This window comes from Citrobacter sp. S39 (genome assembly GCF_009495675.1).
Taxonomy (GTDB): domain Bacteria; phylum Pseudomonadota; class Gammaproteobacteria; order Enterobacterales; family Enterobacteriaceae; genus Citrobacter; species Citrobacter freundii.
Genome location: NZ_CP045555.1, coordinates 1270371 through 1296820, shown reverse-complemented (window position 1 = coordinate 1296820; position 26450 = coordinate 1270371). Strand labels below are relative to the sequence as shown.

The 26450-nt window shown below is 52.6% G+C and carries 24 protein-coding genes; 10 read left to right on the top strand and 14 right to left on the bottom strand.

Annotated elements, in window-relative coordinates; genetic code table 11:
- Positions 1–2 precede the first annotated feature (2 nt).
- The 3 genes from glgX to asd form a co-directional block, all read right to left on the bottom strand.
- Complete coding sequence (glgX, locus tag GFB57_RS06045) at positions 3–1979, bottom strand: glycogen debranching protein GlgX (RefSeq protein ID WP_003023487.1); 1977 nt, start codon at positions 1977–1979, stop codon at positions 3–5.
- Positions 1976–4162, bottom strand: coding sequence for a 1,4-alpha-glucan branching enzyme (glgB, locus tag GFB57_RS06040; protein ID WP_003023485.1), 2187 nt, complete (start codon positions 4160–4162; stop codon positions 1976–1978). Before glgB ends, glgX begins: the two co-directional genes overlap by 4 nt.
- Positions 4163–4435: 273 nt before the next feature.
- The gene (gene asd / locus GFB57_RS06035) at positions 4436–5542 is read right to left on the bottom strand and encodes an aspartate-semialdehyde dehydrogenase (RefSeq protein ID WP_003023482.1); all 1107 of its coding nucleotides are present in this window, start codon (positions 5540–5542) and stop codon (positions 4436–4438) included.
- Between the two features lie 191 nt (positions 5543–5733).
- On the opposite strand from asd, the gene yhgN reads away from it, so the two are divergent.
- Together yhgN and GFB57_RS06025 are read left to right on the top strand one after the other, a co-directional pair.
- Positions 5734–6327 carry an NAAT family transporter YhgN gene (gene yhgN / locus GFB57_RS06030; RefSeq protein ID WP_003023480.1) on the top strand — a complete coding sequence of 198 codons (594 nt, stop codon included), beginning with the start codon at positions 5734–5736 and terminating at the stop codon, positions 6325–6327.
- Between the two features lie 1024 nt (positions 6328–7351).
- A complete protein-coding gene (locus GFB57_RS06025) occupies positions 7352–7798 on the top strand; it encodes a hypothetical protein (protein WP_003023478.1) in 447 nt (148 codons plus the stop codon).
- Between the two features lie 95 nt (positions 7799–7893).
- On the opposite strand, the gene gntU is transcribed toward GFB57_RS06025, so the two are convergent.
- From gntU to GFB57_RS06000, 5 genes are all read right to left on the bottom strand, one after another.
- Positions 7894–9234 (bottom strand): gluconate transporter, encoded by a 1341-nt coding sequence (gene gntU / locus GFB57_RS06020; protein ID WP_003023477.1) that lies wholly within the window; start codon positions 9232–9234, stop codon positions 7894–7896.
- Complete coding sequence (gene gntK, locus GFB57_RS06015) at positions 9234–9764, bottom strand: gluconokinase (protein ID WP_003023475.1); 531 nt, start codon at positions 9762–9764, stop codon at positions 9234–9236. Before gntK ends, gntU begins: the two co-directional genes overlap by 1 nt.
- Positions 9765–9905: 141 nt before the next feature.
- A complete protein-coding gene (gene gntR, locus GFB57_RS06010; protein WP_003023473.1) occupies positions 9906–10901 on the bottom strand; it encodes a gluconate operon transcriptional repressor GntR in 996 nt (331 codons plus the stop codon).
- Positions 10902–11030: 129 nt separating this feature from the next.
- A complete protein-coding gene (gene yhhW / locus GFB57_RS06005) occupies positions 11031–11726 on the bottom strand; it encodes a quercetin 2,3-dioxygenase (protein WP_003023472.1) in 696 nt (231 codons plus the stop codon).
- 123 nt (positions 11727–11849) lie between these two features.
- Positions 11850–12887, bottom strand: coding sequence for an oxidoreductase (locus GFB57_RS06000; protein ID WP_003023471.1), 1038 nt, complete (start codon positions 12885–12887; stop codon positions 11850–11852).
- A gap of 58 nt (positions 12888–12945) precedes the next feature.
- Here GFB57_RS06000 and GFB57_RS05995 point away from each other — a divergent pair, with 58 nt between their 5' ends.
- The 7 genes from GFB57_RS05995 (at position 12946) to GFB57_RS05965 (ending at position 19093) form a co-directional block, all read left to right on the top strand.
- Entirely contained in the window at positions 12946–13077 is a 132-nt protein-coding gene (locus GFB57_RS05995; protein ID WP_009364666.1) for a hypothetical protein, read from the top strand.
- Positions 13078–13303: 226 nt separating this feature from the next.
- Positions 13304–13792 carry an N-acetyltransferase gene (yhhY, locus tag GFB57_RS05990; RefSeq protein ID WP_003023469.1) on the top strand — a complete coding sequence of 163 codons (489 nt, stop codon included), beginning with the start codon at positions 13304–13306 and terminating at the stop codon, positions 13790–13792.
- Between the two features lie 46 nt (positions 13793–13838).
- Positions 13839–14723, top strand: coding sequence for a hypothetical protein (locus tag GFB57_RS05985; RefSeq protein WP_003023468.1), 885 nt, complete (start codon positions 13839–13841; stop codon positions 14721–14723).
- A 322-nt stretch (positions 14724–15045) separates the two neighbouring features.
- A complete protein-coding gene (locus GFB57_RS05980) occupies positions 15046–16260 on the top strand; it encodes a PfkB family carbohydrate kinase (protein ID WP_003023466.1) in 1215 nt (404 codons plus the stop codon).
- 15 nt (positions 16261–16275) lie between these two features.
- Entirely contained in the window at positions 16276–17037 is a 762-nt protein-coding gene (locus GFB57_RS05975; protein WP_290366944.1) for a glutamine amidotransferase, read from the top strand.
- Between the two features lie 53 nt (positions 17038–17090).
- The gene (locus GFB57_RS05970; RefSeq protein ID WP_003023463.1) at positions 17091–18062 is read left to right on the top strand and encodes a DMT family transporter; all 972 of its coding nucleotides are present in this window, start codon (positions 17091–17093) and stop codon (positions 18060–18062) included.
- Positions 18059–19093 carry a phosphotriesterase gene (locus tag GFB57_RS05965; RefSeq protein ID WP_003023461.1) on the top strand — a complete coding sequence of 345 codons (1035 nt, stop codon included), beginning with the start codon at positions 18059–18061 and terminating at the stop codon, positions 19091–19093. Before GFB57_RS05970 ends, GFB57_RS05965 begins: the two co-directional genes overlap by 4 nt.
- A 44-nt stretch (positions 19094–19137) precedes the next feature.
- Here the strand turns inward: GFB57_RS05965 and ggt are convergent, their stop codons facing one another.
- Positions 19138–20883, bottom strand: a complete 1746-nt coding sequence (gene ggt, locus GFB57_RS05960; protein WP_003023458.1) for a gamma-glutamyltransferase — start codon at positions 20881–20883, stop codon at positions 19138–19140.
- Between the two features lie 118 nt (positions 20884–21001).
- On the opposite strand from ggt, the gene GFB57_RS05955 reads away from it, so the two are divergent.
- Positions 21002–21442, top strand: a complete 441-nt coding sequence (locus GFB57_RS05955) for a DUF2756 family protein (RefSeq protein WP_003023456.1) — start codon at positions 21002–21004, stop codon at positions 21440–21442.
- Here the strand turns inward: GFB57_RS05955 and ugpQ are convergent.
- From ugpQ to ugpB, 5 genes are all read right to left on the bottom strand, one after another.
- Positions 21439–22182: a glycerophosphodiester phosphodiesterase gene (gene ugpQ / locus GFB57_RS05950; protein WP_003023454.1), complete on the bottom strand. Its 744-nt coding sequence runs from the start codon at positions 22180–22182 to the stop codon at positions 21439–21441. The two genes, GFB57_RS05955 and ugpQ, sit on opposite strands and share 4 nt — an antisense overlap.
- A complete protein-coding gene (locus tag GFB57_RS05945; RefSeq protein WP_003023452.1) occupies positions 22179–23249 on the bottom strand; it encodes a sn-glycerol-3-phosphate import ATP-binding protein UgpC in 1071 nt (356 codons plus the stop codon). Before GFB57_RS05945 ends, ugpQ begins: the two co-directional genes overlap by 4 nt.
- A gap of 2 nt (positions 23250–23251) precedes the next feature.
- Positions 23252–24097 carry a sn-glycerol-3-phosphate ABC transporter permease UgpE gene (gene ugpE, locus GFB57_RS05940; protein ID WP_003023450.1) on the bottom strand — a complete coding sequence of 282 codons (846 nt, stop codon included), beginning with the start codon at positions 24095–24097 and terminating at the stop codon, positions 23252–23254.
- The gene (ugpA, locus tag GFB57_RS05935; protein WP_003023448.1) at positions 24094–24981 is read right to left on the bottom strand and encodes a sn-glycerol-3-phosphate ABC transporter permease UgpA; all 888 of its coding nucleotides are present in this window, start codon (positions 24979–24981) and stop codon (positions 24094–24096) included. The genes ugpE and ugpA overlap by 4 nt, the downstream gene beginning before the upstream one ends.
- Before the next feature lie 100 nt (positions 24982–25081).
- Complete coding sequence (gene ugpB / locus GFB57_RS05930) at positions 25082–26398, bottom strand: sn-glycerol-3-phosphate ABC transporter substrate-binding protein UgpB (protein ID WP_003023445.1); 1317 nt, start codon at positions 26396–26398, stop codon at positions 25082–25084.
- Positions 26399–26450 lie beyond the last annotated feature (52 nt).

The following is a 26450-nucleotide window of genomic DNA, read 5'->3' as shown; positions in this document are numbered from 1 at the left end:
TTTTATCTTCTCTGGAACACACACAGTCCGTGCGCAGGTCCCTGCCAGACAGCCGTAAGCACCGGATTATCCTCTCCGGCAAATGGGGGAATGGCATGCCATTCCCCTTCAGGTAAAACGATATCTGTCACCTCAAGCGTGGCGTTTATTGCAATCAGAAAACGGTCTGAAAGCTGGATTTGCATCTGCCTCGGGCCGTTTTGCCACTCATCCGCACTTAAGGGTTGTGCGTACTTATTCAGCCAACGAACATTGCCATCGCCCTCTTCCCACCAGCAATCCCCTGTTAATGCAGGGATTTGCCGGCGCAGATGAATCAGCGCGGCGGTAAATGTGGTTAGCCCACTGTTTGCCTGCTGCCAGTCCAGCCACGTTAAGGCGTTATCCTGACAGTAAGCGTTATTGTTGCCGTGCTGGCTATGACCATGCTCATCGCCCGCCAGCAACATCGGCGTCCCCTGAGAGAGCAACAGCGTAGTTAACAGCGCATGAATGCTGTCGCGCCGTCGCTCAATCAGGTCCAGCGTGCCGCCTAATCCTTCTTTACCATGATTGTCGCTGTAGTTATTGCTAGTGCCGTCGCGATTTTCCTCACCATTCGCTTCATTGTGCTTATTTGTGAAGCACACACAGTCGCGTAGCGTAAAACCGTCGTGCGCGGTCACCAGATTGACCGTGGCGCTGGGTTTGCGACCCTGGCGTTTAAACACATCGCTGGATGCGGCAAAACGCCCGGCAAACTCGCCCAACGAGAGATTACGCTGGAGCCAAAAGCGTCGCGTCGCATCGCGGAAATGGTCATTCCACTCGGCAAACGGAGGGGGGAAATTCCCCACCTGATACCCGCCTTCACCAATATCCCACGGTTCCGCAATCAGCTTCACGCGTGAGAGCAGCGGACAGGTTTGGATCGCGGTAAACAGCGGCGCATCCTGACGAAACGCAGGTGTACGCCCCATGACGGAAGCCAAATCAAAACGAAAACCATCTACATGGCAGGTTTCAACCCAATAGCGCAGGCATTCACATGCGTATTCCACAACGCCGGGATGGCTCAAATTGAGGGTGTTCCCACAACCGGTCCAGTTGTAGTAATCACCATCGTCCCTGATCCAATAATAGCTACGGTTATCAATTCCGCGCAGCGAGAAGACAGGCCCTTCGAGATCCAGCTCGGCGCTGTGGTTCAAAACGATATCGAGAATGACCTCAATCCCCGCTTTGTGCAGCGCTTTTACCGCGTCGCGAAACTCATCAAGCGCACTCTCCGGCGAACAGGCATAGGCCGGATGCAGCGCGAACATGGCCACCGGGTTGTAGCCCCAGTAGTTCGACAGGCCCAGCCGCTGAAGTCGCGGTTCGCTGGCAAAATGCGCCACCGGCAGCAGCTCCAGCGCGGTAATGCCGAGACGCTTGAAATAGTCGATCATTACCGGATGACCCAGCGCTTTGTAGGTTCCGCGAATCTCTTCCGGCAGGTCAGGATGCAAATACGTCAACCCTTTGACATGCGCTTCGTAAATCACGGTATTGCCCCACGGCGTGCGCGGCGGGGCATCATCCTCCCAGTCATAATGGTCGGACACCACCACGCCCTTCAGCGCGATGGTGGCATTATCATGGTGATCCGGTTCATTTAGCCCGCCGTGCAGCAGCGGGTTATCTTTTAACTCGCCCTCGACCCTACGGGCGCAAGGGTCGAGCAGCAGCTTGGCTGGGTTAAACCGGTGGCCCTGCTGCGGTTGCCATGGGCCATGAACGCGATAGCCATAGCGCAGACCGGGCCGGGCGTTGGCCAGATAGCCGTGCCAGACATCGCCGCTACGCCCCGGCAGGTCGTAGCGGAGTTCGCAACCGTCCTCGTCAAATACGCATAATTCAACGCGTTCAGCGTGGGCTGAGAAGAGAGTAAAATTAACGCCATGGCCGTCATACGTTGCACCATGGGGGGTGGCGTTGCCGGTTGCCAGTTGCGTCATTCCCCCTCCCGAACCAGCCAGATCGTTGCCAACGGCGGCAACGTGAGGCTCAGTGAATGCTGACGACCATGACTGGCGATTTCATCACTGTGCACCGCACCGCCGTTGCCAGTATTGCTGCCGTGGTAATGCATCGAATCGGTATTGAGGATCTCACGCCATTTCCCCGGCTGATTGATACCGAAGCGATAGCCGTGGCGGGGCACAGGCGTAAAGTTACTGACCACGATGATTTCATTGCCGACCTTGTCACGACGCACGAAAGCCAGCACCGAACGTTCTTTGTCATCCACCACCAGCCACTCAAAGCCATAGGCGTCAAAGTCGAGCTCGTGCAGCGCTTTGTGATGACGATAGGTGAGGTTCAGATCGCGCACCAGACGCTGTACGCCGTGATGCCAGTTATCACCGCCTTCCAGCAGGTGCCAGTCGAGGCTGGCGTCATGGTTCCATTCACGTCCCTGCGCAAACTCGTTGCCCATAAACAGCAGTTTCTTACCGGGGAAGGCCCACATCCAGCCGTAGTAGGCGCGCAGGTTGGCAAATTTCTGCCACGCATCGCCCGGCATGCGGTCGAGAATCGATTTCTTGCCGTGCACCACTTCATCGTGCGACAACGGCAGGACAAAGTTCTCGGTGTAGTTGTACAGCATGCCGAAGGTCAGCTTATCGTGGTGATGTTGGCGATAAACCGGATCCAGTTTCATGTAGTCCAGCGTGTCGTGCATCCAGCCGAGGTTCCACTTATACCAGAACCCTAAACCGCCCATGTCCTGCGGTCTTGAAACGCCGGCAAAGTCAGTGGACTCTTCCGCCATGCTCACCGCACCAGGCACCTGTTCGCCAAGAATACGGTTGGTATTGCGTAAAAACTCAATGGCTTCGAGGTTTTCACGACCACCAAATTCGTTCGGGACCCATTCCCCTTCTTTACGGCTGTAGTCGCGATAAATCATCGATGCCACGGCATCCACGCGCAGCGCGTCGATACCAAAGCGCTCAATCCAGTACAGGGCGTTGCCCACCAGATAGTTGCTGACTTCACGGCGGCCATAGTTGTAGATCAGCGTGTTCCAGTCCTGGTGATACCCTTCTCGCGGATCGCTGTGCTCATACAGCCTGGTGCCATCAAATTCTGCCAGACCAAAGTCGTCCGACGGGAAATGGCCCGGCACCCAGTCAAGAATGACGTTCAGCCCCGCCTGATGCGCGGCATTCACAAAATAGCGGAAGTCATCGCGCGTACCAAATCGACGGGTCGGCGCATACATGCCGGTAGGTTGGTAACCCCAGCTACCGTCGAACGGATGCTCGTTAATCGGCAACAGTTCAAGGTGGGTAAAGCCCATCCACTTGGCGTAAGGCACCAGTTGATCCGCCAGCTCGCGGTAGCTCAGCCAGAAGTTGTTATCGGTATGACGACGCCATGAACCCAGGTGCACTTCATAGATAGATATTGGCGCATCAAACTGGTTGGCTTTTTTACGCTCCTCGCTCTGCACCACTTTTTCCGGCAGACCACAGATAAGCGACGCGGTTTCCGGGCGCATTTGCGCTTCGAAGGCGTAAGGGTCCGCTTTGATTCGCAGCTTACCGTTGGCATCGATCATCTCATATTTATACAGCTGGCCATGCTGCGCGCCGGGGATAAACAGCTCCCAGATACCGCTTTCTTTGCGCAGGCGCATCGGGTGGCGACGGCCATCCCAGTAGTTGAACTGCCCAACCACTGACACGCGTTGAGCGTTAGGTGCCCAGACAGAGAAGCGCGTGCCGGTTACGCCATCCATGGTATCCGCATGCGCGCCCAGCGTTTCGTAAGGTCGCAGGTGCGTACCTTCAGATAGCAGCCAGGCATCCATATCCTGGATCAATGGGCCAAAACGATAAGGGTCATCAATCAGATTCTGCTGTCCATGCCAGACAACGGCCAACTGATAGCGAAAGAAATTTTTACGGCGGGGAAGTACTGCACAGAAAAAACCACGAGAGTCGAGGCAATCCAGCTTGCCGACTTTGCGTCCGGTTTTGGGTTCGATCACCCACACTTCGGTGGCGTCAGGTAATAGGGCGCGGACTTCAAGTCCAGCGTCAGTTTGGTGCATACCGAGTACGGAAAAAGGATCCGCAAAATGGCCTGCAATTAGCGCATTAATCACGTCTCTATCGATACGAACGGACATGGTTGTCATCCTGTTTTATGGTGTCACCCCTTCCAACTGATTTTCGACATCAGGTAGCGACACTTTTTTTGACCTGAACGGCGCAGCACAATTGTGCATCCTCTCTGCGTCGTCCCACCTTCAGGCAACAACTTAATACCTCCGGTACTAAGTCACCCTTAAAGAATAGCCAATGCTTTATCTTACTCCCGGTAAAAAATGAAACATCTGCGCTTACTCCTGTATTACGCAAAAAAAAGGGTGACTCAGCACCCTTTGATCATTAACAAACCATTACGCCAGTTGACGTAACATGCGGCGCAATGGCTCCGCAGCACCCCAAAGCAGCTGGTCACCTACGGTAAAGGCTGACAGGAACTCCGGTCCCATATTCAGCTTACGCAGACGACCTACTGGCGTGGTCAACGTGCCGGTAACGGCCGCCGGGGTTAACTCACGCATGGTGATTTCACGATCGTTTGGTACTACTTTCGCCCACGGGTTGTGCGCCGCCAGCAGTTCTTCCACGGTCGGAATAGACACATCTTTTTTCAGTTTGATGGTGAACGCCTGGCTGTGGCAGCGCAACGCGCCGACGCGCACGCACAGACCATCAACCGGGATCACGGAAGACGTGTTGAGAATTTTGTTGGTTTCCGCCTGTCCCTTCCACTCTTCACGGCTCTGACCGTTATCGAGCTGTTTGTCGATCCACGGAATCAGGCTACCGGCCAGCGGTACGCCGAAGTTATCAACCGGCAGTTCGCCGCTGCGGGACAGCGTCGTTACTTTACGTTCGATATCGAGAATAGCAGAGGATGGGGTCGCCAGTTCATCGGCCACATGGCCATACAGATGACCCATCTGAGACAACAGCTCGCGCATATGACGCGCGCCGCCGCCGGAAGCCGCCTGATAGGTCGCCACGGAGACCCAGTCGACCAGGTCGTTGGCAAACAGGCCACCGAGGGACATCAGCATCAGGCTAACGGTACAGTTACCGCCGACAAAGGTCTTAATCCCTTTATTCAGGCCATCGGTGATGACATCCTGGTTAACCGGATCGAGAATAATGATGGCATCGTCTTTCATACGCAGCGAAGAGGCCGCGTCGATCCAGTAACCCTGCCAACCGCTTTCACGAAGCTTTGGATAGATTTCGTTGGTATAATCGCCGCCCTGACAGGTCACGATGATATCGAGCGCCTTCAGCGCATCCAGATCAAAAGCGTCCTGAAGCGTGCCGGTCGCGGTTCCACCGAATGTCGGTGCCGCCTGCCCGAGCTGGGAAGTAGAAAAGAAAACAGGGCGAATGGCGTCGAAGTCACGCTCCTCAACCATGCGTTGCATGAGAACAGAGCCGACCATACCGCGCCAGCCGATAAAACCAACATTTTTCATAGCGTTTTTTTCCTGCAGAGATGTGTGCTGTGTATGTATGCCAGTGTCCTGGTGGCATATCCTTCACCATACAAAATGCAGCCAAAGTCGCAAGTGAAATTAATCAATGATAGCGAAGCCATCAGTAATGCGACTTATCCCGCTGCGCAAGCAAGCAGAAAGTCCGTGGTAATTATCAGGGAATTTGAGTTATGAATGAAATCATTTCAGCGGCAGTTTTATTGATCCTGATTATGGATCCACTCGGAAATCTGCCCATTTTCATGTCCGTATTGAAACATACCGAACCAAAACGCCGCCGCGCGATTATGATTCGCGAGCTGTTCATTGCGCTGTTGGTGATGCTGATATTCCTGTTTGCGGGCGAGAAAATTCTGGCATTTCTTAACCTGCGCGCGGAAACCGTTTCTATCTCCGGGGGCATCATTTTGTTCCTGATCGCCATTAAGATGATTTTCCCCAGCGCCACCGGGAATAGCACCGGGCTTCCGGCGGGTGAAGAGCCGTTTATCGTTCCGCTGGCGATCCCGCTGGTAGCGGGTCCAACAATCCTGGCTTCACTAATGCTGTTGTCGCATCAGTATCCTAATCAGATGGGGCATCTGGTAATCGCCCTGCTGATCGCCTGGGGCGGTACGTTTGTGATTCTGTTGCAGTCGTCGCTGTTTTTGCGTCTGCTGGGGGAGAAAGGGGTGAACGCGCTGGAGCGCCTGATGGGGCTGATTCTGGTGATGATGGCCACCCAGATGTTCCTCGACGGCGTACGGATGTGGATGAAGGGGTGACCGTTTTGAAGCTGGAGAGCATGGCATTTCAGAGAACGATTCCGTTCACGTTATGTTCATTGCTTCTCTGAGATCTCGTCACCAGTGAACGTGTTAAGGGGGCTACGCAGCCCCCTTAACAATCCCGGCTCCCGGCAGGAAAATTGCCACTTCGTGGTTCCCTCCACTTATTCCTCCAGGCTACCGGGCCGGGCGCGAGGCAGCGTCCATGCAAAACGCGCCCTGAACCCGCATCCCTGCGGGTTCTCCCAGCCTTACGGAAACGCGTCGGCAATTTTCAGCCGGACCAGCCCACACCTGACCACCTGAGCTTTTACTTGAATACCTCTGAACAGCAAAACGGATATAGCTGAAAGCCAGATCGCTGAAGCGACACCCTGGTCCGGCTGAAAATCGATGAGGCGTTGACGGCTGACCGGGGCTGCCCGCAAGGATGCGGGCAGAGGGGACGGCCTGCATGGATGCAGGCTCGGCCCCGACCCGACAGGCAGACGGCATAAGACGAATACATCGCGCAGCGACGATTTTCCCGCCGGGAGCCTGGGTTGCAAGGGAGGCGGCGGTGAGCCTCCCTTGCACGTTCACGGGTATCAGCGCTTCAGAGAAATGACACCACTGAGGTGAACGGAAACCTGAGCAATAATCACATGTTCACCCTACATGTTTAACTGAACGGCATTGCGCTGTAATTTCAGGTATTCCTTATGCTTTTAAGTCGCTGATATAACGTATTTTCATTTCTGCGAAGCGCCTTCCGGAATGCCCTCTTGTCAGCATCGCGGATTAGCATTATCTTCTCGATTCACCTGCAAAATCAGGTGACAGGATTGGTCCCCTGATTACCTCATTCGCGATAAAATTCACTTTTATCGTGCGACCAGCTACACCTCAATGGTGGGCTGGACGGTGGCGTCGTAAGGCGCGCCGGTATCCAATGAGGCCGGTAGGACCAACTCCGTTCAGTCCGCCACCCAAAGGTTGGTCCCTTCGGTGGTGGTAAATTTCACTCATTGGAGGCTGCCCTATGGCGACTACCCCTCTCTTTTCACACTCTTTATTTACCCTGCCCTTTAGCCATGCCACGGATTTCACCGAACTGGCGGATAACTGCGAGCGTTTTGTCGAAGGACTGGTTGAATGCCATGACCCGGTTGAAAAACTGGCGATTTGTGCACGTCTGTCGGCCTGTCTCGCGTTATTGCAACCGACCTTAACGGAGCCTGTACCGCAGCATCTGCAGGCCAGTCTGACGGTAGAAACATTCCCGACCCGTTTTCCCCTTTTCGAGCCTGAGACAGACCAGATGGGGCGTTACTGCCAGCTTTTGACGCATTTACTGATGAGCAAAACGCTTTCTGATGATATGGAGCGAGTAGCGGGTGATTTGCTGCAGGATTTGGTGGGCTATTTCGCCGACACGCTGAAAGCGCCGCGTTGGTTGAAAACCGAGGATGGGGTGATGGTGCTGTAAAAAAGCCGGGTGACGCTTGCGCTTACCCGGCCTACGATGTGGATGTGTGCTCATTTCCAGGCCCGGTAAGCGCAAGCGCCACCGGGCAACAAGACTCAGCTCAACAGCTGGAAGGCAATCATACCGACAATTGCGCCGACCGTACCGAGGATGGTTTCCATCATCGTCCAGGTCTTCAACGTTTGTGCTTCCGTTGCGCCGGTAAATTTACCGAACAACCAGAAACCGGCGTCGTTAACGTGGCTGACCACGATCGAGCCGCCTGCGATACAAATAGACAGTGCCGCCATCTGTGCGCCGGAGAAGTTTAGCTGTTCAATCACCGGCATCACCAGACCGACCGCCGTTAAGCACGCCACGGTCGCAGAACCCTGAATGATACGCACCGCTGCCGCCAGCACGAAGCAGGTAATGGCAATCGGCAGACCCATTCCGGTTAACGCTTCGCCCAGCGCCGGACCGACGCCGGAATCAACCAGCACTTGTTTAAACACGCCACCTGCACCAATCACCAGCAGGATAATCCCCGCCGGTTGCAGCGCATGACCGCAGATCTCCATCACTTTGTCTTTTGGCATACCCTGGCGAATCGCCAGACCGTAAATCGCCACCAGACAGGCAACCAGAATCGCGGTAAACGGGTGGCCGATAAACTCAAACCATTCGTAAGTTGAAGAACCAACCGGCACAAAGCGCGCGGCGATGGTTTTCAGACCAACCAATACCAGCGGCAGCAGGATCAGCGACAAGCTAAAGCCGAAGGACGGCATTTTACCTTCGCCCAGATGCGGCTCGGTAATGTCATCAGGAATGTTCAGCTCAACGTAACGGCTGATGAAATTACCCCACAGCGGCCCGGCGATAATCATGCCCGGAATCGCGGCACACAGGCCAATCAGGATCATCCAGCCAAAGTCAGCGTGCATCTGCGAAGCCAGCAACATCGGCGCTGGCCCCGGCAGTAAAAACGCCGCAGCCGCCGCTACGCCTGCAAACAACGGAATGACTAATTTAACCAGGTTGGTACCGGTGTGACGCGCCATCGAGAACGCTACGCTAATCAGCAGCACAATCGCCACCTCAAAGAACAGCGGTAGCGCGCAAATCAGACCGGCCAGGCCAATCGCGTAATGTGCGCGGCTGTGGCCGAAGGATTTCAGCATTTTGACGGCAATTTGATCGACTGCGCCAGTCTCATGCAAAATCTTGCCGAACATCGCCCCCAACGCCACAACAATCGCCAGGAAACCAAGCGTGCCTCCCATCCCTTTTTCCATAGTCGCGGCGATTTTATCGAGCGGCATACCGGAAAAGAGACCTGCACCAATAGACACCACCATCAAAGCAAGGAAGGCGTGCATACGCGCCTTCATCACTAAAAACAGCAGTAATAAAACGGACCCTACTGCTGTTAAAACAAGCGTTAATGTACTCACTACTTACTGCCCTGGTTAATAACCTCAATGGTGCTGGCGACCACACCGTCCAGTGGTTGATCGATATCGACCACCAGTACATCGTTTTCATTCGCACCTGGTTCTTCCAGCGCTTCAAACTGGGTCACCAGCATCTGCGTTTTGAAGAAGTGGCCTTTACGCGCTTTCAGACGGCTTTCGATAACGTCAAAATCCCCTTTCAGATAGATGAAAGAGAGGTTCGGGTTACCGTCGCGCAGCTGGTCGCGATAGACTTTTTTCAGAGCGGAACAGACGATCAGCGAAACCTTGTTGGTACGCTGCATCGCAAAGGCGGCGTCATTCAGCGCCTGTAACCACGGTTTACGGTCATCATCGTTGAGTGGCTCACCAGAAGCCATTTTCATGATGTTGCTGCGCGGATGGAGAAAATCGCCATCAAGAAACGCGGCCTGCAGTTGATGCGCCACTTCGCTGGCGACAGCAGATTTACCGCTGCCCGATACGCCCATCAGAACGTAAACGTGGTGATCATGATTAGTCGTGCTCAAAGCGTTGCCCCCACTGGTACAAGAATCTGGAAATTGTTACGGGTAACTGTTATCGGTAACATTGTCCAGCCGGATAAATAGAGAAGCAATATCCATTCGTGCTCGAAGTGTATAAGTGTGAGCTACTTCAAACTTGTTGGCTTAAATAGATCCGCCCGGTGACAAGGTGAAACCTAAATCTAACATTTTAGGTGTGACTGCTTCACCACGGATGCGCGCCAGCAGGCGTTCAGCACCAATGCTGCCCATGCGTTCACGCGGCGTGAGCACGCTCGCCAGACGCGGCTCCATCACCTGTCCGATGTCGTGACCGTGGAATCCGGCAATCGCCATGTCATCCGGGATTTTTAGCCCTAAACGCTGGCATTCGAAGGCCGCCCCTACCGCCAGGTCATCGTTGGTACAGAAAATGCCGTCGAGCTGCGGGTATTCGCGCCGCGCCTGACGGATGAGTTCAATACCGGAGGAGTAGGAAGAAGACTGTTCCACCATCACGCTGTACGGCACCAGGTTGGCATCGCGCATTGCCTGCTCGTAGCCCCTCTGTTTGATGATAGTACGTTCATCAAGACGTGCGCCAAGATAGGCAACATGACGGTGCCCGCGGGCGATGATAGCGGCAGTCATCTGGCGCGCGGCTTCGAAGTTGTCGAAACCGACGGCGATATCCAGACACGGGGACTGGCTGTCCATCAGCTCAACCACCGGGATACCGGCGACCTCAATCATTTTCAGCGTACGAGGCGTATGGCTACGTTCGGTGAGGATCAGGCCATCGATATTCCACGACAGCATCGATTCCAGGCGCTCTTGTTCCATCTCTGGCTTATAGCCGTAGTGCGCAAGCATAGTTTGATAACCATGGGCGTCGGTGACGGCCTCAATGCCGCGTAACACTTCAGCAAAAACCTGGTTAGTGAGAGACGGTAACAACACGCCGATAGCGCGGCTGGTGGCGTTAGAAAGGATATCAGGAGCGCGATTGGGAATATAACCCAGCTCATCAAGTGCAGCGGCAATTTTGCCCCGCAGCGCCACGGAGACCTGCTCCGGGTTACGCAAAAAGCGACTGACCGTCATTTTAGTCACGCCCACGCGGTCGGCTACATCCTGAAGTACGGGTCTTTTCTTTTTCATCGTCCTGAAGCGTTAAAAAGGGATAGATTCCCCCAGTTTACCACGGACGCATGGAATTAATGACAAACGATGAAAAGCCGGATGTCGACGCTTTCGCGTCTTATCCGGCCTACATCAGGTTCCAGCACGTTATACAGGCGGCAAGTCAAACAGCAATACTTCGCTGTCGCTGTCGGCATGAATAGAAATTGCCTGTTCATCCCAGATTGCCAGACCGTCGCTGGTGGTCGCTTTGGTTCCGTTAATGGTGACGTTGCCTTTAACGACCTGGATCCAGACGCGACGTTCAGCGGCAATCTGATGTACCGACTGCTCATCTTTGACCAGCGCCCAACGGTACAGCTCCATATCCTGGTACACTTTCAGTGAGCCATCGCGGGCATCAGGCGACAGCACCAGTTGTTTACCCTGAGCGGCATCGAAACGGCGCTGTTCATAGCGCGGCGTAATACCGTTTTCCTGCGGCATGATCCAGATCTGATACAGATGCAGCTTCTCAGTATTACTCGGGTTGTACTCCGAGTGACGGATCCCCGTCCCGGCGCTCATAATCTGAAACTCTCCGGCCGGCACCTGCTCTTTGTTGCCCATGCTGTCCTGATGTTCCACCGCGCCTTCCAGCACGTAGGTCAGGATTTCCATGTCTTTATGGGGGTGAGTGCCAAAGCCCTGACCTGCGTCGATCACGTCATCGTTAATCACGCGCAGTGCCGAGAACCCCATAAAATTCGGGTCATAGTAGTTGGCAAAAGAGAAGGTATGCCAGGAATCGAGCCAGCCATGATTCGCATGACCGCGGTCGTTAGCTTTGCGTAAATAGATCATTGTGTTCACCCCCAGATGTTTTCGATGGAGTAAGTGTGGACTCAATCCGCCTGGGATCATAGAGGGTGAAAATTGACTCCTCTGTTCAAAAAATATGAATAAACCCAGAGGAGTCTGTGCAGGCTATTTGGCGAGGGTTATCGTCGCCGGAGATGCCTGTTCGAAGGCGCGTTCGAGAATCTCCAGGTTGGTTAGAACTTCAGATTCCTTGACGTAATTAGGCGTACCGGCGGTCAGCGTCTGGTACAGCGCATCATAGACGCGACCGTAATCCCCTACCTCCGGCTTCACCTCTTCTTTTACTGTGATGCCGTCATCGTTGACATACTCCAGCATTCCGATGGAATCATCAGCAGCGAAACCTGGCTCACCCGGCATGATATTGGCCTTCAGACTGGTTTCCTGCTGGTCGATGCCGTACTTCACAAACGAGCCTTTGGTGCCATGGACGATAAACTTCGGATAGTCGATTTTCACCAGATGACTGGTTTTAACAATGGCTTTCAGGTCGCTGTAAAACAGCTGCGCTTCAAAGGTATCGTCCGGGTTCGCTTTATTACGCAGGCTGCGGATGTCATACGCCACATGATCGGGGCGTCCGAACAGCGAGATAATCTGATCCATGGTGTGTACGCCCAGGCCATAAAATGCGCCATCCTGTGGCAATCCCGGCTTAGTTTCCGCCTCGGGACGGTAGTAATCGAAATGGCTTTCAACCTCAACAATTTCGCCGAGCTTGCCGCTCTCAATCGCTTTTTTAGCAGTGAGAAAGCAGGAGTCAAAACGGCGATTCTGATACGGCGTAACGGTCAGCCCTTTGCTTTGCGCCAGTTCGAACAGCACTTTTGCTTCTGCCAGCGTCGGCGTGAACGGTTTCTCAACCAGCACGTTTTTACCCGCCTCCAGCGCACGTTTGGCGTAGTCAAAATGGCTGTCAGCATGGGTACAAACGATCACTAACTTCACCTGCGGATCGTTTAAGATCTCGTCGAGGCCGCTGGTGAAGTGAATATGTGAATACTGCGGCGCCTGCTCTTCCGGCCTGGCGTTACGGCGGAAAATGTGCGCGACATGCCAGCTATTTTTGCGGTTGAGGACGTACGGCAAATGGTAGCGAGTGGTACTTTTACCAAAACCAATAAATGCGCAGTGTAAGGTCATGAGACAGTCCTTTTGAAGATGATTATCTACACCATAGCGCAAAGCGGCTGGAGACTGAATGTTGGATTCTTTGCCGGATGCGGCGTTGCCTTATCCGGCCTACAAAACCCAGGTCTCAGCCGTAGGCCGGATAAGCGCAAGCGCCATCCGGCATCATCCCGGGGACAAAATGACAAGTAAGCCAGGCTGAAACAAAACCCCAAAAAAAAAGCCAGCAAAAGCTGGCTAAAGTAATACTGGAAGCAATGTGAGCAATGTCGTGCTTTCAGGTTCTCCGTAGGGGTTCCCCTGAACGCAGAGCAATAATAATCATTCTCATTCGCACTTGTCTACTTCTTTTTGCAAAAAAATGCAGTTGACGGAATTTTCTTTCTCAGCGAGGGTAAAGACTCAATTAACCCTGAAGGAGATAAGGAATGAGTGAGATAGTGATACGCCACGCTGAACCGAAAGATTACGACGCAATTCGTCAGATCCATGCCCAGCCAGAGGTGTATCACAACACGCTACAGGTTCCTCATCCTTCCATGGAGATGTGGCAAGAGCGACTAACCGAACGGGTCGGAATCAAACAACTGGTCGCGTGCATTGATGATATCGTCGTCGGACATCTCTGTATTGAGGTCGCGCAGCGCCCCCGCCGCAGCCATGTCGCCGATTTTGGTATCTGCGTTGATGCCCGCTGGCAGAATCGCGGCGTTGCCAGCGCGCTTCTCCGTACGATGATCGACATGTGCGACAACTGGCTGCGCGTCGACCGTATCGAGTTAACGGTGTTTGTTGATAACGAACCTGCTGTTGCGGTCTATAAAAAGCATGGCTTTGAGATCGAAGGGACAGGTAAGAAATACGGCCTGCGCAACGGCGAGTACGTGGATGCGTATTTTATGGCACGCGTGAAATAAATTTAAGGGCGAGTCTTATCGCCCTGCTTATTGAAAGGACGCAATAGTGAAAAAGTTTGTTCCCCTGGTTTTACTGGCCTCGCTCTCCCCAGCTTTTGCCACTACCGTACAAAATCTCGATGCCGTACCCGGCGCTATTCAACATACTGAAGGTAAACAGATTTTTGCTGAGCAAATGGCAGGGGCAACACCTGCGAAAGGATTTGGTGAACTTCCACAGGGATTATCAGAGAACCAGTGGATTGGCTGGGTTGCGCCGAACGAAAATCCTAATAATCTGATCCTCACTGGCGCCAAAGCCTGGGGAAAAGACGGGAAATACATTGGCGTCGCCTGTTTTGCTGACAATCAGGCCGATGCCGGGCAGGCAAAAAAGTACGCGGATAACACCTGTCCGGAAAACTACAACAACGGACGCGCCAATAAATTATATCTCGGCGTTTTCTCCTGGCAGAACCAACAGCTGCAGCCGATTGCCCGCTCGGAAAAACCATTAAACCAGATCTCAGCGTGGAATAAAGCTGCCGAGAAAGAGAGCGATGATGAGTCCGTCAGACCGCTGGCTTATTATACAAAATTGGATCTGGCACCGTACCGGATCGCTCCCGATACTCTGGCGTTCGGGGTGCGCGGTGGCTACTCCGATGCCTACTCCGGCGGTGGGGCATTTTATGAAGTGCTGGAACTCTACACCATCAAAGACAGCAAGATAATCAACGTGTTTTCTGACCTTGTTTATTACTATTCGGATATCGCCGGAGACTGGAATAAAGACGGCACAAGGCAGCACGACATCAGCGAGAGTAAGTACATCCTGAAATTGCGGTCGGCAAAGACGCAGGGATTTTATGATTTAGAGGTCGTGAACCTGCAGGATAAAAGCAGCCAAATATTTCACTGGTCTGAATCACTGCAACAGTATGTTCCTTAAGGAACTAATAAGACCTGCAACGTTCAGAAGGCTGTAGGTCATTATCCTTAATCTCCCCGTCGTTACATGCAAAAGCGGAATTGCCATCCAATCCTGGCATAAAGTTGTTGATTGCAGTCCATCGCCTCCGCCGTCATCTTCAGGCGTAACAACCGCCTGAATCATAGGGTTATTTTACTTACTATCTTCATCGCTATTTATCTTAACTTTAATAATATTAATATTACATTTTTGTTTTTTTTTGGTTTCTGCCATCACTTTATGGTGACAATCACAACAATATACTTCCCCTGGGACTAACTTAACCACGGTGAGGTAAAAAATGAAATTTGAACGCCATCATAGAATATTGAAAGAAATCAGTATTTCGGGAGTTGTAAAAGTTTCAAATCTGGCGAAAAGTCTCAAGGTAACAAAGGAAACTATTCGCTCAGATCTCAATGAACTTGCCGGACAGGGATATCTCACTCGCTGTCATGGTGGTGCATTTATTACCCTTGACTCTCTTGATAACGTTGCAAAAAACGAAATTGCTTATGTGCTGGAAAAATATGAATCAGCGCAGAAAATAAAAAAAGGTCTCTCTGCCATGAAGAATAATGTATGTGTTATTGGCTCGTTCAATGTTGATATTATCAGTTACCTACCGAGACTCCCCTCGACAGGCGAATCATTACTTGCCGATAAATTTATTTTTTCGCCCGGAGGTAAAGGATGCAATCAGGCATTAGCTGCAAGCTATGCCGATTCTGATGTGCATTTTATTACTAAAGTAGGGTCAGACCATTTCAGTGATTACGCCATTAATTTTATAAACTCATCAAAAATCCATAAAAGCGTTATCTATCAGACCAAAGAAACACAAACAGGTACAGCTACTATTATGGTGAATGGAGATACCGGGGATAACGTCATCGCTATCTACCCCGGTGCTAACATGACAATTTCCCCTGATGAAATCACCATACAAAAAGAAGCCATCGTTCATTCAGATATTGTTCTCGTACAACTGGAGACAAATTACGAAGCGCTTCACCAAACCATTCGTCTCGCACAGAAAAATGATATCCCTGTCATTATAAATCCAGCACCATACAATGAAATGGTCAATACCATTATTGATAATATTGATTATATCACGCCAAATGAAACCGAAGCGGGTCTGTTGGCAAACATGTCCGTCAATGATATTGAGTCGGCAAAAAGTGCGGCAAAGATTATTCATCAGAAAGGCGTCAAAAATACCATTATCACCCTAGGGAGCAAAGGCTCCCTCGCTTATGACGGAACACAATTCATCTATTCTCCGGCATTCCCGGCAGTTGTAAAAAATACCGCAGGAGCGGGTGATGCCTTCAATGGTGCACTCGCATCTGGCCTTGCTAAAGGAAAATCACTGGCATCTGCATTGTGCTACGCCAGTGCATTCGCCTCGCTTGCTGTTGAAACACCCAATGCCTCTGACATGCCAGAAAACGAATCCGTTCTTCATCGCATTCAAGGTTCGCATTACAAACAAACTATCTCGACTCACTAAATCAAGGAGCAGACTATGAATAATACACAGAAAAAACTAAAGGTGCTCTTTATTGGAGAATCCTGGCATATTCACATGATCCATTCAAAAGGCTATGACAGTTTTACCTCCAGTAAATATGAAGAGGGTGCCCCATGGTTACTGGAATGCTTAAAGAAAGGCGGAGTAGAAGTTGATTACATGCCTGCTCACACCGTGCAAATCGCATTTCCAGAAAGCATTGATGAGCTAAACCGTTACGATGTCATTGTCATTAGCGATATCGGCAGCAATACGTTTCTGTTGCAAAACGAGACGTTCTATCAGCTAAAAATAAAGCCCAATGCTCTGGAATCAATTAAAGAGTATGTCAAAAATGGTGGTGGACTGCTCATGATTGGCGGCTATCTGTCATTTATGGGTATTGAGGCAAAAGCTAATTACAAGAACACCATTCTTGCCGAGGTTTTGCCAGTTATTATGCTTGACGGCGATGACCGGGTAGAAAAACCAGAAGGTATCTACGCTGAGGCTATTTCCCCTGAACATCCTGTCGTTAACGGATTCACCGACTACCCGGCATTTCTTGGATATAACCAGGTTGTCTCTAGAGAAGATGCCGATGTTGTCTTAACAATAAATAATGACCCGCTGTTAGTGTTTGGTGAATACCAACAGGGTAAAACCGCCTGCTTCATGAGCGACTGTTCGCCGCACTGGGGAACACAGCAATTTATGTCCTGGTCGTTTTATACCGACCTGTGGGTTAACACGCTTCAATTCATCGCCAGAAAATAAAAAACAATGGAGTAACGAAAGTTACTCCTTTTATAAAATATAAGGATTGATGTATGAACAAGAATAAGTACTCAACCCCCTTACTGATGCTTGCAACTATCTTAGCCGGTATGCTTTCCCCTATGCAGTCTGCCGTTAATGGGCAATTGGGACACTGGTTGCAGGATGGAAATGCTTGCGCAGTAATCTCGTTCGCCAGTGGTCTGGTCGTCATGTTTTTTATTATTATTGCGCGCAAAGAAACACGCCAGCAATTCGCGTCGATCCCAGCTCTGATAAAAACGCGGAAAATCCCTTTGTGGAATTGGTTTGCCGGATTATGCGGGGCGATGGTTGTATTTTCGGAAGGGGCATCAGCCAGCGCGTTGGGCGTTGCCACGTTTCAAACTGCATTAATTTCCGCCCTCCTCCTTTCCGGCCTGCTGTGCGACCGTTTTGGTGTCGGTGTGGACGAGAAGAAATACTTCACGCCATGGCGCGTTACTGGCGCATTGTTCGCTGTTATTGCCACGATTTTTGTCGTGTCACCACAGTGGCATTCAACCTCCTTTATCCTGCTCGCTATCCTTCCATTTTTGGCAGGATTACTCGCTGGCTGGCAGCCCGCTGGAAATGCCAAAGTTGCCGAGGCAACGGGCTCTATGCTGGTTTCCATTACCTGGAACTTCATCGTCGGCTTTTGTGTGCTGGGCGCTGCGCTGGCGATACGTGTCGCATTAGGTCATGTCACCGTCCAGTTACCCGATACGTGGTGGATGTATCTCGGTGGCCCGCTGGGTCTGCTGTCCATCGGGCTGATGGCGATTCTGGTCAGAGGCTTAGGGCTGTTGATGCTCGGTGTTGCTTCTACCGCGGGTCAATTGCTTGGCTCAGTGTTGATTGATGAACTTATCCCGTCACTGGGTAATACGGTCTATCTGGTCACGATCATTGGGACGCTGTTTGCGCTAATAGGCGCAATTGTTACCACCATCCCCGAATACAGAGCATCCAAAATGGCGCAAAAAATGGAGGTGTCAGGATGAAAGGTTTCCTGCAAACCGTGACAGGCCCAGTGGCGCACACGGATATGGGTCTGACGCTACCGCATGAGCATCTGTTTAACGATTTATCATCGGTTGTTGACGAACCGCATTATGAATTCTCACAGCAACTCGTGGGGAAAAAGGTCAGCGCTGATCTGCAGTGGGGATTGAAACATGATCCCTACTGCTGCGCCGATAACATGGACAGAAAGGAAATTGATGATGTCATCTTTGAAATCAACAACTTTATGTCACTGGGAGGCAGGACGATTGTCGACGCGACAGGTTCTGAATCTATCGGTCGAGATGTCTTGTCATTGCGAGAAGTGGCATTAAAAACCGGTTTGAACATCGTAGCTTCATCAGGACCTTATCTGGAGAAGTTTGAAAGTGCCAGGATCCACAAACCTGTCGAGTTGTTAGCCTCACTTATTGATAAGGAACTGAATCAGGGGATAGGCGAGACGGATATTCGCGCCGGCATGATAGGTGAAATTGGCGTATCACCCGCTTTTACGCAGGCGGAACGCAACAGTCTGCGAGCGGCTTCTCTGGCACAACGTAATAATCCTCATACTGCGATGAATATCCATATGCCAGGGTGGCTGCGGCTGGGTGATGAGGTGCTGGATATTGTCCTTGAAGAGATGAACGTCTCTCCGGCAAAAGTCTCGCTGGCGCATTCAGATCCTTCGGGAAAAGATGTTGCCTATCAACGAAAAATGCTCGATCGCGGCGTATGGCTTGAATTTGACATGATTGGCCTGGACATCACTTTCCCAAAAGAAGGTATCGCCCCAGGCGTTCAGGAAACCGCAGATGCGGTAGCACATCTGATTGAATTGGGTTACGCCGATCAGATAGTTTTAAGCCATGATGTTTTTCTCAAACAGATGTGGGCAAAAAATGGGGGGAACGGTTGGGGATTTGTCCCGAATGTTTTCCTCGCCTATCTGGCCGCCCGTGGAGTAGACAACGATACTCTACGCAGGCTCTGTATTGATAACCCAGCGCGGTTGCTCACGGCATAGCCAACAAAACGCCCGGTGCCTGACACCGGGCTATTAATCAAAAATCAGTATCCCGCCGTTAAATCATCCACGGAACGCGGGTCAGATGCGCCATACAGTGCACCATCCGGTCCTACCATAATGCTCTGCGTGCTGCCCATCGCTTCCTTCAGCGCGACTTTCTGCCCTTTCTGCTCCAGCAGCTTAATGGTGTCCGGGCTAAACCCTTTCTCAACGCGCAGTTCATCGGGCAACCACTGATGATGGAAGCGCGGCGCGTTGGTCGCTTCGGCGACGTTCATTCCAAAATCAATGCTGTTGACTACCATTTGCAGCACGGTAGTGATGATTCGGCTCCCGCCAGGGCTGCCGGTAACCAGCCAGGTTTTCCCGTCTTTTACCACGATAGTCGGCGACATTGATGACAGCGGACGCTTCTTCGGCCCAACCGCGTTGGCATCGCCGCCCACCAGCCCATAAACGTTCGGCACGCCCGGCTTGGCGGAGAAATCGTCCATTTCGTTATTAAGCAGAATGCCGGTGTTACCCGCCACAATGCCGGTGCCGAAGGTGGTGTTCAGGGTATACGTCACCGCCACGGCATTACCGTCTTTATCCACCACCGAGAAATGGGTGGTCTGATTGCTTTCATACGGCGCGAGCTTGCCAGGTTTGATCTGGCTGGAAGGCTTAGCCTTGTTGATATCAATTTGATCGGCAAGCGATTTGGCATAGGCTTTGTTGGTCAGCGCCTGCCACGGTACTTTCACAAAATCCGGGTCGCCCAGATACTCCGAGCGGTCGGCGTAGGCATATTTCTCCGCTTCAGCCATTACCTGCATGGCATCAGCGCTGCCAAACCCGTACTTCTTCATATCGAAGTTTTCGAGAATATTGAGGATCTGCACAATGTGAATACCGCCAGAGGACGGCGGTGGCATCGAGAAGACCTGATACCCGCGATAGTCGCCGCTAATCGGCGTACGCTCCACGGCTTTATAGCTGGCTAAATCCTCTTTGGTCATCAACCCGCCGTTTTTCTGCATTTCCCCAGCTATCTGTTCGGCAATTGCCCCTTTATAAAACGCATCCGGACCGTTCTCGGCAATCATCTCCAGGCTTTTCGCCAGGTTCGTTTGCACCAGCTTGTCGCCCTTTTTCAGCGGCTCGCCGTCTTTCCAGAAAATGGCTTTGCTGTTCTCGTGATTAGGGAGCACTTCGCTGCCATAGGTTTTCAGATCGTCGGCCAGCGCGTCGTTAACCACAAAGCCTTCTTCCGCCAGCTTCATCGCCGGGCGCACGACTTTGTTCAGCGGCATCGTGCCGTATTTCTCCAGCGCCAGCGAGAAACCCGCCACGGTACCCGGCGTACCGGATGCCAGATGTGAGGTTAGCGACTTTTTCGCATCGGCGTTGCCCTGTTCATCAAGGAACATATCACGGGTCGCGCCAGCGGGAGCCATTTCACGAAAATCGATCGCCGTGGTGTTACCGTCTTTGGTACGCAGCAGCATAAACCCACCGCCGCCCAGATTACCCGCCTGCGGATGCGTCACCGCCAGCGCGTAGCCCACGGCAACAGCGGCATCAACGGCATTCCCGCCCTGTTTCAGAATATCCACCCCAACCTGGGTGGCTAAAGCATCTACGGAAGCCACCATCCCCTGTTGCGCGCGAACGGGATGGAACACATCTTCCTCGACACCGTAGGATACCGGCGGTGGCGCAGCCGGCGCGGCAGCAACGCTAAAACAACTTCCTGAGAGCAGAGCAGCAATGGCTACCCGGCGTAAAAACGTCGGTTTTATCATCGTTATTCTCCAGATGTACGGGGGTCTGCCCCCACTAAGCCTGGTGCATAACTCTGAAATAATCATCGTAACGGCGAGAAAGGAGTAAACTTAAATGATCCCCGAGAGGAGAAAAGCGATGAAACGACTCTTACTTTTAGCCATGCTCTTGCCGTTTGCAGGCTTTGCACAGCCCATCAACACCATGAATAACCCGAATCAACCCGGTTATCAGATCCCGAGCCAGCAGCGTATGCAAACCCAAATGCAATCACAGCAGATTCAGCAGAAAGGGATGCTCAACCAGCAGTTGCAAACGCAGACGCGCATGCAGCAACAGCATATGGAAAACCAAATCAACACGAACACCCAGCGCGTGCTGCAGTCTCAGCCGGGCGAGTTGAATCCTGGACAGCAGCAAATGCTGCCTAACAGTAACGGTGGGATGTTGAGTGGAACCCGTAATCCGGACAGCTCGCTCAATAAGCAACATATGCTGTCGGAGAAAAAGAACGGCGACATGCTGAAGCCCTCCAGCACGCCGCAGCCTAACGTTCCGTTAAAAACGATTGGGCCTTAACAGGGTCGGAAATCCGGACCAATGGTATCAATGGCATCGGTACAGATGCAGTCCACACCCCAGCGCAGCAGTTCCGCCGCGCGCTGGGGTCGGTTGACGGTATACACCAGAATACGTAGCCCCGCATCGCGCAGCGCATCCACGCGCGCCTCATCCAGCAGCTTATGATTAAGATGAATAGAGACGCAGCCAAGCCGCGTGGTCAGCTCACGCCAGTCCTCGCGCCATTCATCCAGCAGCAAACCTCTCGGCAGTTCAGGCACCGCCTGCTGCGCCGCTTCTAGCGCATCAATTTCAAAGGATGACAACAGTGGTGACGTCATTCCCGCCCACAATTCACGCGCGGCCAGCGCCACGACCTTCCCGGTGAGCGCCCCCGTCCCGGTGGTGGGTTTGATCTCAATATTTGCCATCATGCCGTGCTGGCGACAGCGCTCAGCAACTTGCGAGAGCAGCGGCAACGGTTCGCCTTTAAACTCACCGCTAAACCAGCTGCCGGCGTCAACACGCAATAGATCCTGCCAGTTCAATTCGCCAGCCACGCCCCAGCCGTTGCTGGTGCGTTCCAGGTTGTCGTCATGCAGTAAGAAGATCTCACCGTCTTTCGACAATTTAGCGTCAAACTCGATCATGGTATGCCCATATTGCGCCCCCATGTCGATTGCCGCCAGGGTGTTTTCCGGGGCTAACTTACCGCCGCCGCGATGGGCGACAATATGGGGGTAAGGCCAGTTATTCATACGCGTTGTCCTGTTTCGCCATCAAAAAGATGCAGATGATGTTCTGGCAGATGCAGCCACAGCGTACTGCCTGCCGTCGGGCGATGCTGATGCGCCAACCGCACCACCAGCTTTTGCTCACCCCAACGTCCATGTGCCAGATTATCCGCACCCAGCATTTCCAGCGTGTCGACGACCAGCGGCACGCCGCCTTCGGCCTGCGAGCTTAGCGCAATATGCTCCGGGCGGATACCCAGCGTCATGTTACGCCCAATACACTCCCTGGCGCTTCTGCCGATGGGTAACGTCATGCCGCCCTCCAGCTCAAAATGGGTACCCGTAGCGCTGATGCGCCCATCAAGCAGATTCATCGCCGGGCTGCCGATAAAGCTCGCCACAAAGCGGCTGGCGGGTTTTTCATACACCTCAACTGGGGTACCGATTTGCTCGGCAATACCTTTGTTCATTACCATTACCCGTTGGGCGAGGGTCATCGCTTCAACCTGATCGTGCGTCACGTACAGCGAGGTGGTTTTCAGTCGGCGATGCAAATGTTGTAACTCCAGACGCATCTGTACGCGCAGCTTGGCATCAAGGTTAGAAAGCGGCTCATCGAACAGGAATACCGCCGGGTCACGTACAATCGCTCGTCCCATCGCTACGCGCTGGCGCTGGCCGCCGGAAAGTTCGCGCGGACGACGTTTGAGCAGCTCACCTAGCTCGAGAATACGCGCCGCCTCATTTACCCGCTCAGCAATGTGTTCCTTGCCCATCCCGCGGATTTTCAGCCCCCAGGCCATGTTTTCTTCCACGCTCATATGCGGGTAGAGAGCATAGTTTTGAAAGACCATCGCAATGCCGCGATCCTTCGGCTCCATCTCGGTGACGCGTTTATTATCAATCCAGATATCGCCGCCGCTTACCCGTTCAAGCCCGGCCACCATCCGCAGCAGCGTAGACTTACCGCAACCGGATGGTCCAACCATCACAATAAATTCCCCGTCCGCGACGTCCAGCGTCAGCGGTTTAATCACCTGGGTTTTACCGTCCCAGCTTTTGGTTACTGCCTGTAGTTTTAAACCAGCCATTTTTATTTCTCACTGTCCACTAAACCACGCACAAACGCGCGCTGCATGGCTAACACGATGATTACCGGAGGGATGAGCGTCAGCAGCATGGCGGCCATTACCTGGTTCCACTGCGTGGTGCCTTCACCGGTGGCAATCATGCCTTTGATACCCGCCACCGCAGTGCCCAAATTGACGTCGGTAATAATTAACAACGGCCACAGATACTGGTTCCAGCCGTAGATAAAGGTAATAACGAACAGCGCCGCCAGATTGGTTTTTGACAGCGGTAGTACGATATCGCGGAAAAAACGCATTGGTGACGCGCCGTCAATACGCGCCGCCTCAACCAGTTCATCCGGCAGGGTCATAAAGAACTGACGGAACAGGAAAGTCGCTGTCGCAGATGCCATCAACGGCAGTGTCAGACCCGCATAGCTGTCGAGCATCTTCAGGTTGGCGATCACTTCTACCGTCGGGAAAATACGCACCTCAACCGGCAGCATCAGGGTGATAAAAATCATCCAGAAGAACAGGTTGCGCAGCGGAAAGCGAAACCAGACGATGGCAAATGCGGAAAGCATAGAGACAGTAATTTTCCCTACCGTAATGCTGAACGCCATGATGAAACTGTTGAGCATCATCAGCCAGAACGGCGCGCTGTTGACGCCCACGCCGTTGACCCAGATGTATTTCATGTTTTCCAGCAGCTGCGTGCCGGGAACCAGTGTCATCGGCGTCTCAAACACCGCTTTGTTGTCCAGCGTCGCCGCGACAAACGCGACGTACAACGGAAACAGGATCACCATGATCCCCATAATCAACATGGCATGGCTGAATATTGTCAGCCCACGACGGTTCTCAATCATTGGTAACGCACCTTACTTTCCACATAGCGGAACTGCACCACCGTCAAAATAATGACCAGGAACATCAGCACCACCGATTGTGCAGCGGAAGAAGCCAGATCCAGCCCGACAAAACCTTCGCGATAGATCTTATAAATCAGCGTCGTGGTCGCCTGTACCGGCCCGCCTGCAGTGGCAGCATCAATCACCGGGAAGGTGTCAAAGAAGGCATACACCAGATTCACCACCAGCAGGAAGAAGCTCACCGGGGCAATAAGTGGCAGCGCCAGTTTAAAGAAGCGGCGAACCGGCCCCGCACCGTCAATCGCGGCGGCTTCGATCAGCGAGCGAGGAATAGACTGCAGTGCGGCAAAGAAGAACAGGAAGTTGTAACTAATCTGCTTCCAGACCGACGCGAACACCACCAGGAACATTGCCTGACCGCTGTTTTGCGCATGGTTCCAGTCATAGCCAAACTCACCGAGAAAATGGGTAATCAGCCCGCGCCCGGGGTTAAACAGGAAGATCCACAATACGGCGGCAACGGCGGGCGCAACGGCGTAAGGCAACAGCATTAGCGTTTGGTAAAAACTGCTGCCGCGTACCACGTAATTCACCAACGCCGCAAAAAATAACGACACCAGCAGACCGCTTACCGTGACTAACGTACTGAACTTAATGGTGGTCCAGAATGAGTCGAGGTAGTACGGGTCATGAAACAGCGCGACAAAGTTTTCCAGTCCGACAAACTGGCTGGAAAGACCAAACGGATCAACGGATTGTAGCGAGTACCACAGCGCTTCACCGGCAGGCCAGATAAAGAAAATAACGGTGATAACCAGCTGCGGAGCCACCAGTAAATAGGGAAGCCAGCGCGAACGGAACACCGGACGGGATGAGGACATGGAAGTTTGATTCCTGAACAGCGCCGGATGGCGCTACGCTTATCCGGCCTACGCGCATTTGTAGGCCGGGTAAGGCACAGCCGCCACCCGGCATTTCACATTACGATTTGGTCGATTGCTCAAAGCGGCGCAGTAACTGATTGCCACGCTCAACGGCGGCATCCAGCGCCTGCTGCGGGTTTTTCTTCCCGGTCCAGACGCTTTCCAGCTCTTCATCCACAATGGTACGGATCTGCGGCATGTTGCCCAGACGCAGCCCTTTGGTGAACGGCAACGGCGGCTTGTTCAGCATCTGGCGGGTGGCAATATCAGCCCCAGGGTTCTTATCATAGAAGCCCTGCTCACGGGTCAGGTCGTAGGCAGCTGTGGTGATCGGCAGATAGCCGGTCTTCTGATGCCATTCGGCAGCAATTTCAGGCTTCGCCAGGAAGTTGAGGAACTTCGCCACGCCTTCGTAGGTGGCTTTGTCTTTGCCCTGCATCACCCAAAGACTGGCCCCACCGATAATTGCGTTCTGCGGCGCGCCCTTCACATCGGCATCGTACGGCATCATTCCGACGCCATAGTTGAATTTCGCGTAATGGCGGATATCAGCCAGCGACCCGGAAGAGGCGGTGGTAATGGCACAATCCCCGTTATAGAACTTCTCAGTGGATTCGTCCTTACGCCCGAAGTAGCTGAAATCGCCTTTTTTGTTCAGCTCTTCCAGCAGAGCGATATGTTTTACCTGTTCCGGTTTATTGAACTCCAGCACCGCGTCAGTACCGTCAAAACCGTTGTTTTTGGTAGCGACCGGCAGACCGTTCCAGGCACTGAAGTTTTCAATCTGAATCCACCCCTGCCAGCCGCTGGCGTAACCGCACTTCATGCCTGCCGCTTTCAGCTTCGCGGTGTACTCCGCCAGGTCCTGCCAGGTTTTCGGCGGCTGCTCAGGGTCTAAACCAGCTTTTTTAAAGGCATCTTTGTTGTAGTACAGCACCGGAGTGGAGCTGTTAAACGGTTGAGAAAGCAAATGTCCGCTTTTAGAGTCGGTGTAATAACCAGAAACCGTCGGTACGAACTGAGACTCATCGAAGTTGATGCCAGCCTCTTTGAATACTTCATAGACCGGTTTAATGGCTTTCGAAGCCATCATCGTTGCCGTACCCACTTCATAAACCTGTAGCAGCGCAGGCGCGTTTCCGGTACGGAAAGCGGCAATTCCTGCACTCAGGCTCTGCTCGTAGTTGCCTTTGTACTGCGGAACAATTTTGTAGTCGGGATTGGCGGCATTAAAACGTTGCGCCAGAGAATCAACTTCTTTACCCAGTTCGCCTTCCATTGAGTGCCAGAATGGGATGGTGGTGACCGCCAGTGCCTGACCTGCAAACGCCAGGCTAAGTGCCAGTCCTAAAGCTGTATGTCGTAACGATATCATCGGTTATCTCTCTTGTTGTGCCGGATGCGCGATATCACGCGTTTTATGCTCG

Excerpts from the sequence above, each read along its gene's own strand:
- ugpQ (WP_003023454.1), bottom strand. The coding sequence starts at position 22,182 with ATGAATAACTGGCCTTACCCCCATATTGTCGCCCATCGCGGCGGCGGT.
- yhhW (WP_003023472.1), bottom strand. The coding sequence starts at position 11,726 with ATGATCTATTTACGCAAAGCTAACGACCGCGGTCATGCGAATCATGGC.
- GFB57_RS05975 (WP_290366944.1), top strand. The coding sequence starts at position 16,276 with ATGAATAATACACAGAAAAAACTAAAGGTGCTCTTTATTGGAGAATCC.
- glgB (WP_003023485.1), bottom strand. The coding sequence starts at position 4,162 with ATGTCCGTTCGTATCGATAGAGACGTGATTAATGCGCTAATTGCAGGC.
- GFB57_RS05945 (WP_003023452.1), bottom strand. The coding sequence starts at position 23,249 with ATGGCTGGTTTAAAACTACAGGCAGTAACCAAAAGCTGGGACGGTAAA.
- GFB57_RS05965 (WP_003023461.1), top strand. The coding sequence starts at position 18,059 with ATGAAAGGTTTCCTGCAAACCGTGACAGGCCCAGTGGCGCACACGGAT.
- GFB57_RS05955 (WP_003023456.1), top strand. The coding sequence starts at position 21,002 with ATGAAACGACTCTTACTTTTAGCCATGCTCTTGCCGTTTGCAGGCTTT.
- ugpE (WP_003023450.1), bottom strand. The coding sequence starts at position 24,097 with ATGATTGAGAACCGTCGTGGGCTGACAATATTCAGCCATGCCATGTTG.
- yhhY (WP_003023469.1), top strand. The coding sequence starts at position 13,304 with ATGAGTGAGATAGTGATACGCCACGCTGAACCGAAAGATTACGACGCA.
- GFB57_RS06000 (WP_003023471.1), bottom strand. The coding sequence starts at position 12,887 with ATGACCTTACACTGCGCATTTATTGGTTTTGGTAAAAGTACCACTCGC.
- GFB57_RS05970 (WP_003023463.1), top strand. The coding sequence starts at position 17,091 with ATGAACAAGAATAAGTACTCAACCCCCTTACTGATGCTTGCAACTATC.
- asd (WP_003023482.1), bottom strand. The coding sequence starts at position 5,542 with ATGAAAAATGTTGGTTTTATCGGCTGGCGCGGTATGGTCGGCTCTGTT.
- gntR (WP_003023473.1), bottom strand. The coding sequence starts at position 10,901 with ATGAAAAAGAAAAGACCCGTACTTCAGGATGTAGCCGACCGCGTGGGC.
- GFB57_RS05980 (WP_003023466.1), top strand. The coding sequence starts at position 15,046 with ATGAAATTTGAACGCCATCATAGAATATTGAAAGAAATCAGTATTTCG.
- ugpA (WP_003023448.1), bottom strand. The coding sequence starts at position 24,981 with ATGTCCTCATCCCGTCCGGTGTTCCGTTCGCGCTGGCTTCCCTATTTA.
- GFB57_RS05995 (WP_009364666.1), top strand. The coding sequence starts at position 12,946 with ATGTTGGATTCTTTGCCGGATGCGGCGTTGCCTTATCCGGCCTACAAA.
- yhgN (WP_003023480.1), top strand. The coding sequence starts at position 5,734 with ATGAATGAAATCATTTCAGCGGCAGTTTTATTGATCCTGATTATGGAT.
- ugpB (WP_003023445.1), bottom strand. The coding sequence starts at position 26,398 with ATGATATCGTTACGACATACAGCTTTAGGACTGGCACTTAGCCTGGCG.
- GFB57_RS06025 (WP_003023478.1), top strand. The coding sequence starts at position 7,352 with ATGGCGACTACCCCTCTCTTTTCACACTCTTTATTTACCCTGCCCTTT.
- ggt (WP_003023458.1), bottom strand. The coding sequence starts at position 20,883 with ATGATAAAACCGACGTTTTTACGCCGGGTAGCCATTGCTGCTCTGCTC.
- glgX (WP_003023487.1), bottom strand. The coding sequence starts at position 1,979 with ATGACGCAACTGGCAACCGGCAACGCCACCCCCCATGGTGCAACGTAT.